This is a genomic window from Lacicoccus kunmingensis DSM 17847, from assembly GCF_059568765.1.
In genome coordinates, this window is sequence record NZ_JCANUC010000017.1 from 12,116 (window position 1) to 25,371 (window position 13,256).

General features: G+C 43.5%; 12 protein-coding genes. 6 read left to right on the forward strand and 6 right to left on the reverse strand.

Features of this window, described 5'->3' with window-relative positions:
• Nucleotides 1-14: 14 nt before the first annotated feature.
• On the forward strand, nt 15-1,934 hold the full coding sequence (gene tet(M) / locus BO48_RS13370) for a tetracycline resistance ribosomal protection protein Tet(M) (protein WP_000691736.1): 1,920 nt from the start codon (nt 15-17) through the stop codon (nt 1,932-1,934).
• A gap of 118 nt (nt 1,935-2,052) precedes the next feature.
• Nucleotides 2,053-2,220 carry a cysteine-rich KTR domain-containing protein gene (locus BO48_RS13375; protein WP_000336323.1) on the forward strand — a complete coding sequence of 56 codons (168 nt, stop codon included), beginning with the start codon at nt 2,053-2,055 and terminating at the stop codon, nt 2,218-2,220.
• A gap of 59 nt (nt 2,221-2,279) precedes the next feature.
• On the opposite strand, the gene BO48_RS13380 is transcribed toward BO48_RS13375, so the two are convergent.
• Nucleotides 2,280-2,633, reverse strand: coding sequence for a helix-turn-helix transcriptional regulator (locus BO48_RS13380; protein ID WP_001227347.1), 354 nt, complete (start codon nt 2,631-2,633; stop codon nt 2,280-2,282).
• A 504-nt stretch (nt 2,634-3,137) separates the two neighbouring features.
• Here BO48_RS13380 and BO48_RS13385 point away from each other — a divergent pair.
• From BO48_RS13385 to BO48_RS13400, 4 genes are all read left to right on the forward strand, one after another.
• Nucleotides 3,138-3,560, forward strand: a complete 423-nt coding sequence (locus tag BO48_RS13385; RefSeq protein ID WP_000804885.1) for a sigma-70 family RNA polymerase sigma factor — start codon at nt 3,138-3,140, stop codon at nt 3,558-3,560.
• Nucleotides 3,557-3,787: a helix-turn-helix domain-containing protein gene (locus BO48_RS13390; protein WP_000857133.1), complete on the forward strand. Its 231-nt coding sequence runs from the start codon at nt 3,557-3,559 to the stop codon at nt 3,785-3,787. Before BO48_RS13385 ends, BO48_RS13390 begins: the two co-directional genes overlap by 4 nt.
• Before the next feature lie 460 nt (nt 3,788-4,247).
• Nucleotides 4,248-4,451 carry an excisionase gene (locus BO48_RS13395; RefSeq protein WP_000814511.1) on the forward strand — a complete coding sequence of 68 codons (204 nt, stop codon included), beginning with the start codon at nt 4,248-4,250 and terminating at the stop codon, nt 4,449-4,451.
• An 81-nt stretch (nt 4,452-4,532) separates the two neighbouring features.
• Nucleotides 4,533-5,750: a tyrosine-type recombinase/integrase gene (locus BO48_RS13400; RefSeq protein ID WP_001291561.1), complete on the forward strand. Its 1,218-nt coding sequence runs from the start codon at nt 4,533-4,535 to the stop codon at nt 5,748-5,750.
• A 291-nt stretch (nt 5,751-6,041) separates the two neighbouring features.
• Here the strand turns inward: BO48_RS13400 and BO48_RS13405 are convergent, their stop codons facing one another.
• The 5 genes from BO48_RS13405 to BO48_RS13425 all read right to left on the reverse strand — a co-directional run bounded on the left by BO48_RS13405 (nt 6,042) and on the right by BO48_RS13425 (nt 13,147).
• Nucleotides 6,042-7,376: a dihydrolipoamide acetyltransferase family protein gene (locus BO48_RS13405; protein ID WP_496368090.1), complete on the reverse strand. Its 1,335-nt coding sequence runs from the start codon at nt 7,374-7,376 to the stop codon at nt 6,042-6,044.
• Between the two features lie 18 nt (nt 7,377-7,394).
• Complete coding sequence (locus tag BO48_RS13410) at nt 7,395-8,414, reverse strand: alpha-ketoacid dehydrogenase subunit beta (RefSeq protein WP_496368172.1); 1,020 nt, start codon at nt 8,412-8,414, stop codon at nt 7,395-7,397.
• Nucleotides 8,415-8,440: 26 nt separating this feature from the next.
• Nucleotides 8,441-9,427: a thiamine pyrophosphate-dependent dehydrogenase E1 component subunit alpha gene (locus BO48_RS13415; RefSeq protein WP_496368092.1), complete on the reverse strand. Its 987-nt coding sequence runs from the start codon at nt 9,425-9,427 to the stop codon at nt 8,441-8,443.
• 194 nt (nt 9,428-9,621) lie between these two features.
• Nucleotides 9,622-11,004 (reverse strand): amidase, encoded by a 1,383-nt coding sequence (locus BO48_RS13420; protein WP_496368094.1) that lies wholly within the window; start codon nt 11,002-11,004, stop codon nt 9,622-9,624.
• 13 nt (nt 11,005-11,017) lie between these two features.
• Complete coding sequence (locus tag BO48_RS13425; RefSeq protein WP_496368096.1) at nt 11,018-13,147, reverse strand: DEAD/DEAH box helicase; 2,130 nt, start codon at nt 13,145-13,147, stop codon at nt 11,018-11,020.
• Nucleotides 13,148-13,256 lie beyond the last annotated feature (109 nt).

Below are 13,256 nucleotides of genomic sequence, written 5' to 3' on the forward strand. Positions count from 1 at the left end.
TGGAGGAAAATCACATGAAAATTATTAATATTGGAGTTTTAGCTCATGTTGATGCAGGAAAAACTACCTTAACAGAAAGCTTATTATATAACAGTGGAGCGATTACAGAATTAGGAAGCGTGGACAAAGGTACAACGAGGACGGATAATACGCTTTTAGAACGTCAGAGAGGAATTACAATTCAGACAGGAATAACCTCTTTTCAGTGGGAAAATACGAAGGTGAACATCATAGACACGCCAGGACATATGGATTTCTTAGCAGAAGTATATCGTTCATTATCAGTTTTAGATGGGGCAATTCTACTGATTTCTGCAAAAGATGGCGTACAAGCACAAACTCGTATATTATTTCATGCACTTAGGAAAATGGGGATTCCCACAATCTTTTTTATCAATAAGATTGACCAAAATGGAATTGATTTATCAACGGTTTATCAGGATATTAAAGAGAAACTTTCTGCCGAAATTGTAATCAAACAGAAGGTAGAACTGTATCCTAATATGTGTGTGACGAACTTTACCGAATCTGAACAATGGGATACGGTAATAGAGGGAAACGATGACCTTTTAGAGAAATATATGTCCGGTAAATCATTAGAAGCATTGGAACTCGAACAAGAGGAAAGCATAAGATTTCAGAATTGTTCTCTGTTCCCTCTTTATCATGGAAGTGCAAAAAGTAATATAGGGATTGATAACCTTATAGAAGTTATTACTAATAAATTTTATTCATCAACACATCGAGGTCCGTCTGAACTTTGCGGAAATGTTTTCAAAATTGAATATACAAAAAAAAGACAACGTCTTGCATATATACGCCTTTATAGTGGAGTACTACATTTACGAGATTCGGTTAGAGTATCAGAAAAAGAAAAAATAAAAGTTACAGAAATGTATACTTCAATAAATGGTGAATTATGTAAGATTGATAGAGCTTATTCTGGAGAAATTGTTATTTTGCAAAATGAGTTTTTGAAGTTAAATAGTGTTCTTGGAGATACAAAACTATTGCCACAGAGAAAAAAGATTGAAAATCCGCACCCTCTACTACAAACAACTGTTGAACCGAGTAAACCTGAACAGAGAGAAATGTTGCTTGATGCCCTTTTGGAAATCTCAGATAGTGATCCGCTTCTACGATATTACGTGGATTCTACGACACATGAAATTATACTTTCTTTCTTAGGGAAAGTACAAATGGAAGTGATTAGTGCACTGTTGCAAGAAAAGTATCATGTGGAGATAGAACTAAAAGAGCCTACAGTCATTTATATGGAGAGACCGTTAAAAAATGCAGAATATACCATTCACATCGAAGTGCCGCCAAATCCTTTCTGGGCTTCCATTGGTTTATCTGTATCACCGCTTCCGTTGGGAAGTGGAATGCAGTATGAGAGCTCGGTTTCTCTTGGATACTTAAATCAATCGTTTCAAAATGCAGTTATGGAGGGGATACGCTATGGCTGTGAACAAGGATTGTATGGTTGGAATGTGACGGACTGTAAAATCTGTTTTAAGTATGGCTTATACTATAGCCCTGTTAGTACCCCAGCAGATTTTCGGATGCTTGCTCCTATTGTATTGGAACAAGTCTTAAAAAAAGCTGGAACAGAATTGTTAGAGCCATATCTTAGTTTTAAAATTTATGCGCCACAGGAATATCTTTCACGAGCATACAACGATGCTCCTAAATATTGTGCGAACATCGTAGACACTCAATTGAAAAATAATGAGGTCATTCTTAGTGGAGAAATCCCTGCTCGGTGTATTCAAGAATATCGTAGTGATTTAACTTTCTTTACAAATGGACGTAGTGTTTGTTTAACAGAGTTAAAAGGGTACCATGTTACTACCGGTGAACCTGTTTGCCAGCCCCGTCGTCCAAATAGTCGGATAGATAAAGTACGATATATGTTCAATAAAATAACTTAGTGTATTTTATGTTGTTATATAAATATGGTTTCTTGTTAAATAAGATGAAATATTTTTTAATAAAGATTTGAATTAAAGTGTAAAGGAGGAGATAGTTATTATAAACTACAAGTGGATATTGTGTCCTGTATGTGGAAATAAAACACGATTAAAGATAAGGGAAGATACTGAATTAAAAAAATTCCCCCTCTATTGTCCGAAATGCAGACAAGAAAATTTAATTGAAATAAAGCAGTTCAAAGTAACTGTGATTACAGAGCCAGACGCAAAGACGCAGAGCCGATAAAATGAGATTAATACAATCTCATTTTATCGGCTCTTTCCGTTATGTATGGATTCTTTTAATTAGTCTTCGATGTTTCTTGCTTCGTTGATACCGCTGGCTAAAGATTCCATTAAGGATAGTTCTTTGTCTGTAAAGCTATCCATGTATTTCTCTATCTGTAATCGTCGGGTGCTTTTTACCAAGTTATTAGCAGGTAAGAAAAATTCATCAACGGAAACATGAAGTAACGATACAAGGTCATAAAGAACTTGTATGCTGGGGTGTTGCCCTTTATTTTCAATATTAGTTAAGTACCGTGGGTCAATTTCAATCAATGCTCCCACTTGTTCACGAGTTAAACCTCGTTTCAATCGAGCTTCTTTAATGGCTAAACCAAAGGCTCTAAAATCATATTTATCTTCTTTTTTACGCATAGTAGACCACCTCTATACATTTTATTGTTCCTACTGAATTAAAAACAGGTATAGAAAAACGTGTTATATGGTTTATAGGTTTATATTTAATAAAAAGCACTACTAAACGCCAATAAAAAAAACCGTTATATGGTAGTGCTATTTACGCTGTTAAAATATTGTATATTACTTCCAAATGGCGGTTTGTTGGAGGTCAACGTCGCCATGAAGTACATCATATACAATAAATTTCCTTACATTGGGTTCTTGTCAAAAAAAGTCGTCTATCTGCAATAGATAAGTACGTCCACCAATGTGGTTTTATAAATCATATAGATAGAATAACAGAAGCATGTAAACAGAGAAATAAATCTGTTTATATGCTTTTTTGGCTATTCAGAACTTTTTTACAAAGTTTATTTATCAGTAATGCAACAAATCCCCCTTTCACATTGGGACTAAGAGTGAAAGGAGATAAACGAGCAAGGCTCACTTCCTTTCCTAGACAGAAAGGGGGTGAGAAACATGAAACCATCTTCTTTTCAGACCACAATAGAAAATCAGTTTGACTATATCTGTAAACGTGCTATGGAAGACGAGCGAAAGAATTATATGCTTTATCTTTCAAGGATTGCAAAGCGTGAGGTGTCCTTTTCGGATGTTGGCGATTATCTTGTTAGCCAGTTTGCGACAACAGATAACTATTCAACTGACTTTCAGATTTTTACACTCAATGGGTTATCAGTAGGCGTTGAAAATGATTTGTTGAGTGAAGCATTACGTGAGTTGCCAGACAAGAAACGTGAAATTCTACTGCTGTTTTACTTTATGGACATGAGCGATTCAGAAATTGCAGACCTGTTGAAATTGAACCGTTCTACTGTCTATCGGCATAGAACCAGTGGACTAGCCTTAATTAAAAAGTTTATGGAGGAATTTGAAGAATGAAAACACAATATCCTATGATTCCCTTTCCTCTCATTGTAAAGGCAACAGATGGCGATACCGAAGCGATTAACCAGATTCTACATCATTACAGAGGGTACATAACGAAGCGTTCCCTACGACTTATGAAAGATGAATATGGCAATCAAAGTATGGTCGTTGATGAAGTCTTACGTGGAAGAATGGAAACCAGACTGATTACAAAGATTTTGTCATTTGAAATTAAGTAATATCCTCTCTCCTTTCGTGGAAGCGTGCTAAACCATTCCACGCTTCCCGAACAGGGAGGTTTGTTATTCCACCAAAGCATATTGAGCTTTCAATGTGTTTTGATAGGCTAACGAGCCATTGTTCTTTGAAAACTGAATAAAAGTAATCGAATACGTTTCGATAAGAAAAGAGCCAACGGAACTAACCGCCATGACCTATCTTATAAAGATAGCGAGCGATTCATGTTAGTGATCCGAGAAGCAATCTTTAGCAGGATTGCCTGCAACGACATTCTTATCGTGATAATGATACTCCCATACAGTCAATAGTCCGAGCGTGATAAAACCGTCGCAGGCAATGAGTATGGCTACATGAGAACCATGCAGGGGTGGAACTCCCGTGAGCTTTGCTAAAGCTGTTCGATTGCTGGTAAAACAACTTTTATGAAATCCAAATAAGTGATTTGGAAAGGAGGATTTTATGAAGCAGACTGACATTCCTATTTGGGAACGTTATACCCTAACCATTGAAGAAGCGTCAAAATATTTTCGTATTGGCGAAAACAAGCTACGACGCTTGGCAGAGGAAAATAAAAATGCAAATTGGCTGATTATGAATGGCAATCGTATTCAGATTAAACGAAAACAATTTGAAAAAATTATAGATACATTGGACGCAATCTAGCGTCGCCAAAGGGTCTTGTATATGATAAAATAGTATTAAGTCGTATCAAGGCTCTTTCCATAAAGGAAAGGAGCAAATGCCATGTCAGAAAAAAGACGTGACAATAAAGGTCGAATCTTAAAGACTGGAGAGAGCCAACGAAAAGACGGAAGATACTTATACAAATATATAGATTCATTTGGAGAACCGCAATTTGTTTACTCGTGGAAACTTGTGGCTACAGACCGAGTACCAGCAGGAAAGCGTGATTGTATCTCACTTAGAGAGAAAATCGCAGAGTTACAGAAAGACATTCATGATGGTATTGATGTTGTAGGAAAGAAAATGACACTCTGCCAGCTTTACGCAAAACAGAACGCTCAAAGACCAAAGGTTAGAAAAAACACTGAAACTGGACGCAAATATCTTATGGATATTTTGAAGAAAGACAAGTTAGGTGTAAGAAGTATTGACAGTATTAAGCCATCAGACGCTAAAGAATGGGCTATTAGAATGAGTGAAAATGGTTATGCTTATCAAACCATCAATAACTACAAACGTTCTTTAAAGGCTTCATTCTATATTGCTATACAAGATGATTGTGTTCGGAAGAATCCATTTGACTTTCAACTGAAAGCAGTTCTTGATGATGATACTGTCCCTAAGACCGTACTAACAGAAGAACAGGAAGAAAAACTGTTAGCCTTTGCAAAAGCTGATAAAACCTACAGCAAAAATTATGATGAAATTCTGATACTCTTAAAAACAGGTCTTCGTATTTCAGAGTTTGGTGGTTTGACACTTCCAGATTTAGATTTTGAGAATCGTCTTGTCAATATAGACCATCAGCTATTGAGAGATACTGAAATTGGGTACTACATTGAAACACCAAAGACCAAAAGTGGCGAACGTCAAGTTCCTATGGTTGAAGAAGCCTATCAAGCATTTAAGCGAGTGTTAGCGAATCGAAAGAATGATAAGCGTGTTGAGATTGATGGATATAGTGATTTCCTCTTTCTTAATAGAAAGAACTATCCAAAAGTGGCAAGTGATTACAACGGCATGATGAAAGGTCTTGTTAAGAAATACAATAAGTATAACGAGGATAAATTGCCACACATCACTCCACATAGTTTGCGACATACATTCTGTACCAACTATGCAAATGCAGGAATGAATCCAAAGGCATTACAGTACATTATGGGACATGCTAATATAGCCATGACGCTGAACTATTACGCACATGCAACATTCGATTCTGCAATGGCAGAAATGAAACGCTTGAATAAAGAGAAGCAACAGGAGCGTCTTGTTGCTTAGTAGTACAAATGAATTTACTACTTATTTACCACTTCTGACAGCTAAGACATGAGGAAATATGCAAAGAAACGTGAAGTATCTTCCTACAGTAAAAATACTCGAAAGCACATAGAATAAGGCTTTACGAGCATTTAAGAAAATATAAAAAGATAATTAGAAATTTATACTTTGTTTATAATAAAAACCGTTGGAGATTAATATGAAACCACATTTTAGAAATGACTTCATCACTAAAAAAAGCCCCCGAAACCGGGAGCTTTCAATGTTTCTATATCATTTTAAATCAGCGTTCTAGTACGCCAGCAGCAATCCCGGCTCTTCCAATAACCGTTTCAGCTCGTTCATTGCCTCCTGCGCCATGACGCCGTCAAGCACTCTATGGTCATAACTTAATGATAAAGACATTCTCGGCTGGATTTCAATCGCATCATCGTCTGTCGCGACAACTTTCTTCTCGATTCTGCCGATGCCGAGTATGGATGACTGCGGCGGGTTGATGATCGGTGTGAAAAACGCGCCCTTTGCCGATCCGACGTTGGAAATTGTTGCGGTGCCGCCAGTCATGTCGTCTGAAGTCATCCCGCCGTTCCGGGCTTTATCCGCAAGTTCCTGAAGTTCCTTTGCGATCTGGAACAGAGACAGTGCGTCCGCATTTCTGACGACCGGCACAAGGAGCCCCTGGTCCGTATCTGTCGCAAAACCGATATGGTAGTGTTCCTTCAGGATGATTTCCTCACTGTCCTCATCAAACGATGCGTTCAAATATGGATAGTTGTAAAGCACATTGGTGAACGCTTTGACGATGAATGCCATATAGGTGAGCTTGACCGCTTCTACTTCAAAATCTTTTTTCAGCATGTCCCGGAGTTCGACCAGTTTCTCAACATTCGCTTCATCAAAATGTGTGACATGCGGAATGGTCTGTGCGGACTGCGTCATCGTTCTTGCGACGACTTTTCTGATGCCGGTCAATGGCACGCGTCTCTCCTTATCTTTCGTGCCGGAGTCACTTTGCCCTTCTGTAATATAGGACTGCTGGGCATGGTCGATCATCAGATTATTATCCCTTGCATACTTCCGTACTGAAGGTGTCGATAAAACCTGGCGTCGCGGTTTTTCTTCCTCCTGCACCGTTTCTGCAACATCCGGCGCCACTTCTATTCCGTCACTTTCCGCAAAATTCCGCACATCATCCTCGGTCACTTTGCCGTCCGATCTTTCAGGTGTGACGAGTTTCCAGTCGACCCCTAGTTCTTTTGCGAACTTTTTCACTCTCGGCGTCGCTTTTTTATTGTCTGCAGACGGCTTCTCTTCTTCAGCCGTTCGCTTCTCTTCGTCCCCTTCGCTCTCTACTGGTTCTTTATTTTCAGCTGCTTCACTTTTTCCTCCCCCGGTGTCCAAAACTGCCAGTACTTCATCGACTCTTACTGTATCTCCCCGCTTCTTGACGATTTCTTTGATGACGCCGGATTCTGGTGATTCGACTTCCGAGATTGCCTTTTCCGTCTGCACCTCGACGAGGACGTCACCTTTTTTGACCGTATCCCCTTCTGACACCTGCCAGAAAGTGATCAGGCTTTCATCCAGCTTCTCGGACTGACGGGGTAGTTTTATTTCCATTGCCACGATGCTTCCCCTCCTCGATTATTCATCCATCAACTTGAGTGCTGCTTTGACAATCTTATCCGTCGTCGGTATCACATACTGCTCCATCGGACGGCTGTAAGGAATCGGCACATCCGGCAGTGCGAGCCGTTTCACCGGCGCTTCCAGGTCAAATAAACCCTCTTCGGCAATAATCGCCGCAATTTCAGCCGATACACCGAATGATTTATAATCTTCATCCACGATCAATAGACGTCCCGTCTTCTTAAGTGATTTCAAAATCGTTGCCTTATCCAGCGGCACAATGGAACGGAGGTCGATCAGCTCGGCATTCACGCCCTGTTCCTCCAGCTCTTTCACTGCACCCATGCCGTAATGTGTCGTCATCTGAAGTCCGACCATCGTCACATCCATCCCTTCCTTGACTACATTCGCCTTCCCTAAAGGCACCGTATAGGATTCTTCCGGCACATGGCCCTCGGACGTATCCAGCTGTTCCATCCAACCGAGTCCCTGCAGTGTCTTATGGAACATGAACACGACTGGGTTATCATCACGGATGGCGGAAATCATCATGCCTTTTAAGTCATATGGTGTGGTCGGTGCCACCACTTTCATCCCCGGCATATGGCCGAACGTCGCATACAACGTCTGCGAGTGCTGCGCAGCGTCGTTATACCCGCCGCCGACTGCGGTCATCAATACCATCGGCACTTTCACATTGCCGCCGGACATATACGGAATCTTCGCCATTTGGTTATAGATCTGGTCCATCGCGACCCCGAAAAAGTCCACGAACATGAGCTCGGCAATCGGGCGCATGCCTTCAGTCGCTGCCCCGACCGCCGCACCGATCAGTGCCGTTTCTGAAATCGGCGTATCCATGATGCGCTCCGGTCCGAATTCATCCAGCAGCCCTTCGGTCGAACCGAAAATACCACCGTACGCGCCGATATCTTCCCCGAGCACAAACACATCCGCGTTACTTTCCATCTCCAGACGAATGGCCTCGGCCATCGCTTTGTTACCTGTCAGTAAACGTTTCTTCACTTCCTGCATTGTCATTTGCCCCCTTCAAATATTTTTTATACGAATACATCCTCGAGCGCAGCCGTCTCGTCAGGATAATCGCTGTCCCTTGCGAACTGGTACGCTTCATCCACTTCACCGGCCGCTTTCTTTTCGATATCGGCAAGTTCGTTTTCATCAAAGCCATAATCCTTTATTAATAAATCCCTATACATATTCACCTGGTCTTTTGCTCTCAGTTCCTTCACTTCATCTTCCGGACGGTACTGTTCAGCGTCCCCCTGGAAATGTCCGAGGTAACGGTACGTTTCGATCTCGATGATCGACGGTCCTTCGCCACGCCTTGCACGGTCCACCGCTTCTTTCGATACTTTATACATTTCAAGCAGGTCATTCCCTTTCACATGATACCCTTCGATACCATACGCACCTGCCCGCAGATCATTCGATGCGACAGACGTCGAATCGTCCCTCGGCACGGAAATGCCGTACTTATTGTTTTCAACGACGACGATGACCGGCAGATTCCACAATGCCGCCATATTCAATGACTCGTGGAACGACCCCTGGTTCGCCGCACCCTCGCCGATATAGGCGACCGCAACAGAATCCTTGCCCCGCTTCTTCGCAGCAAGCGCCGCACCCACCGCATGCGGAATGCCCGCACCGACGATGCCGCTGCATGAAAAGTGGACGTTCGGATCGAACAGATGCATATGTCCGCCCTTCCCTTTACTCAGCCCGGTTTCTTTGCCGAAAATTTCAGCAGTCATGCGGTTCAAATCGATGCCTTTTGCGATCGCATGATGATGCGGCCGGTGCGGCGCCGTCACAATATCATCCTGCCTCAAATGCACACTGATACCCACCGCTGCCGGTTCCTGGCCGGTTGATAGATGCATTTCCCCCGGCACGGTCCCTGCACCGATATTGAACACAGGCTGTTTTCCTTCCATATAAACCTCTTCCAGCTGATCCTCGTAATAGCGAATCTTGTACATGTGCGCATACATCCAATGGAGTGCTTCTTTCGAAATTGACATCATTACTTCCTCCTTATTTAGATCTGTTTGACTGGCGGGAAGCTTTGGCAACAGCAAGTAAAACGCTTTCATATAGTATTTTATCAAATAAAAGAATTTTCAGAAAGTTAAATGTCTCGAAATGAAACCTTCCTTGCACTTGGCAAAGAAGGTCTTATGGCCCATTGAAATATCATGTCTGCTTTAAATCTCTTTTATGAGTTCTTCTGCTCAATCGCGTAACCGATGTTGAGCAGCATTGCTTCCGATAACGGCGGCCCGATGACCTGCAGACCGATCGGCAGACCGTCCTTGAACCCGCAAGGTACAGATAATGCAGGCAGCCCCGTGAGGCTCGCCGGCCGCATAAAGTGCAGTGCACTTTTAATCAGTTCCTCTTTCCGGCCGTTGATGTCGACGAAGTTGCTGCCGATATCCGGCGCAGTGAATGGCAGTGTCGGAGAAATCAGCACATCCACTTTCTCAAACACTTCCAGCATTTCGCTTTTAATCTTTCTTTTTTCTTCCTGTGCTTTTATATAGTCAATCGCATCCGGCACTTTAATATTTTCGAACACCGTCCGCATCTCAATGCCGAACCCTCCCGGGTTTTTAAGAAATGTGTCCCGGTGGATTAAAGATGCTTCACTGAACACGGTAATCTGGTCCAGATCTTCAGTATCGTCAAGCGAAGGCAGTTCAACCCACTCTATCTTAGCGCCGTTCATCTCCAGAAACCGGATAGTGCCCCGCACCGCTTTTTCAATGTCGGCATCTATATTTCTAAAGAAATACTGCGCATCAATGCCGATGACGAAACCGTTCACGTCACCTGTAAGATGATCCAAATAATCATCCACGGGTGCATGCACAGTCATCGGGTCTTTATTATCCTGACCGGCAATGATCTGGAGCAGCCCCGCGGCGTCTTTAATACTCTTCGTCATCGGACCGAGATGGTCCTGAGTCGGCGCGAGCGGAAACGTGCCGTAAGTGCTCACGCGGCCGAACGTGGGTTTGAGACCAATGATGCCGCATAGCGCCGCCGGGATGCGGATCGAACCCGACGTGTCGGTGCCGAGTGACGCCATGGTTAAATTCGCCGCCACCGCAGCGCCGGAGCCGCCGCTTGAACCGCCGGTGATCTTATCCGTATTCCACGGATTCCTCGACGCACCGTAATGCGGATTATTGTTGGTGATGCCGTACGCGTACTCGTGCATGTTCAATTTGCCGGTGAAAATCGCACCGGCGTCCGACAATTTTTCGACGACGGTCGCATTGTATTCCGGTTTGAAATCCTTATGGATTTTCGAACCCACCGTCGTTATTTCATCTTTGATGTAAATGTTGTCTTTCAATGCGATCGGGATGCCGTGGTACATGCCGCGATAATTCCCGCTCATTATTTCCTGCTCGGCAATTTTAGCCGCCGCTTCAGCCTTGTTCCGTGTAAAACTGATGAATGCATTGATATCCTTCTGACCCGCTTCCGCATGATCCAGTACAGCTTTTGTCAGTTCAACCGGTGAAACGGTTTTATTTTTTAGAAGCGGTGCAAGTTCTGAAACCGTCATTGAAACCAGCTCTTTATTCATAATTCAGCCTCCACTAAGATGATCCAACACTTTCAGCCACACGCTGCTGCTCCATCTCCATAACCTTCTGTTTGACAGATTCATCCGATCCGTTCATCGCAATCGATGCAACCTGCGACTCCCTGGCATACTCATCGAATAAATTTGATTTCTCGCCGAGAATGTCAAGCATGCTGACATCTATACTGTCTTCAGTCAGCAGTCGGTACACGACGACATTCCGCGACTGCCCCATCCGGTACGCCCGGCTGATTGCCTGTTCCTCCGTCGACGGCTTCCACTGCGGTTCGCACAATACGATGATGTTTGCCGCCTGTATATTGAGCCCGACACCGCCCGCCTGAATCTGGCTGACCAGCACCGAACCCGGCTCCGACTTTGTAAATTCATCGATGATTTCCTGACGCCTATTGTTCGGGACATCTCCGCTGATCGGCTCAAACGTCCGCTCGCCGAGATGACTTTCAATCGTCCGCATGACATCTCTGAAGTATGAGAACACCAGCACTTTATGCCCGTTGTCAGCCGCTTCCTCGCAAATATCCATCAGCACTTCAAGCTTCGGCGACTTTTCCGGTGTACCGCCCGTCCAGGCCGCCCGTCTCATTTTCATCATCTGATTGTTCATGACCGCATCTCTGTAAAACTTACCTTCCCCGTCACCGAAGTCCGTCCACTTCGGAATGATATCCAGCTCAGGCAATTCACCCAGCACTTCCACCCGGTTCCGTCTCAAGTAGACCGGCGCCACAGTACGCTTGAATTCCTTCGGTTCAAGAAGATACAATTCCTGCGTCAATTGTGCCGCAATCTCCGGCTGCAGCACACCCATCAGCTGCTTCATCTCCTCCAGCCTGTTCTCAAGCGGCGTCCCGCTCATATACAGTACATACTCCGTATTTTCACCCAGTTTATATACGCTTTGCGATCTTCTCGCACCTGGATTTTTTACAAAATGCGCTTCATCGACAATCAAGGCGTTGAGATCCGGGATTTCTTCTCTGTCCAGCTTCCCTGCATGCCCATAAGTCGTCAGCATCACACCCGACTCTGACTTCCAGCTCTCGAATGCTTCGTCCCTGCCATTCCCATGGAAAATAAAGACCTTCAGGCCGGAGAATTTCTGTATCTCTCTTTTCCAGTTGGCTATGACGCTGAGCGGACACACAACAATCGCATGATTTTTATCCTCAAGACGCAGATGATTGATCATCGCCATCGCCTGGATGGTCTTACCGAGCCCCATCTCATCGCCGAGCAGCGTCCGTTTATTGAGTAGTGCATACTTCGCCCCAAATTCCTGATAATGTCTGAGCGTCAGATCCAGTCCCGTCGTATCCAGCGGAAATGACTCAACAGCCTTGACGATTTCGGATGGGATATCGCCTGCCGTTTCCACTTGAGAATAACCCGTCACCTTCTCTATTTCTATGTAATAGGCAGCGTTATTATTGATGAAATGCTGAGTCAGCTCATCTTCAGACACCGAAAACCCTTCGATATAATTCATCATCGTCTTGATTTGGTCGAGTTTATGCCGATACTGGTCTTTATTCAACTCATCAAACGCATTTTCTACTTCCTCTTTCTCATCCTGTGACTGGAACAAAGCCATGAAGAAGTTCTTCTGCTTCTTGGCGGTCGTTATGTACGGTTTCACATCCGACTCAAATTCTTTAAGCAGCTTTGCCGCCTTTTCAGCTTTCGTCAAAATCTCCCGCTTCTTAAAGACTACTTCTATCAGCTCCAAATCAAGATCCGTCAGATGATCCGGGTCCATCCTCGGATGCGCCTGCTGGTAGACCGATTCCTTTATCCTCGTTACAGCATCATGAATCGATTCCGCATATGTATCACCGATGCCGTTGATGTTCGTCAGACGATTAATATCGTAGTGCGCCACATCGTAAATCGTCTTCAGATCATTATTCACCAGAAGATTGATCGGCATCCCCTTCTCAAGAGTCGAAATCGTGTCGATATGCATACCTTTCAGCTGTTTATCTCCAACACGGATTTTCAGCTTCTGCCACAGATTTTTAATATCCTTGTCGAAACGTTCTTCAGAATAACTGCTGATCTTGTTGCCGATACTTCGAAATTCATTTTCCAAACGCTTAACATCTTTTTTATTCCTTAACATGCTGCCCCTCCAAACCCAGTGACTATTAACCTTAATTATAGTGAAATTGCAAAAGAATTAACACGAAAAGGGAATTTCTATATGAGCCAAGCCAACTAGGGCGCTTGTT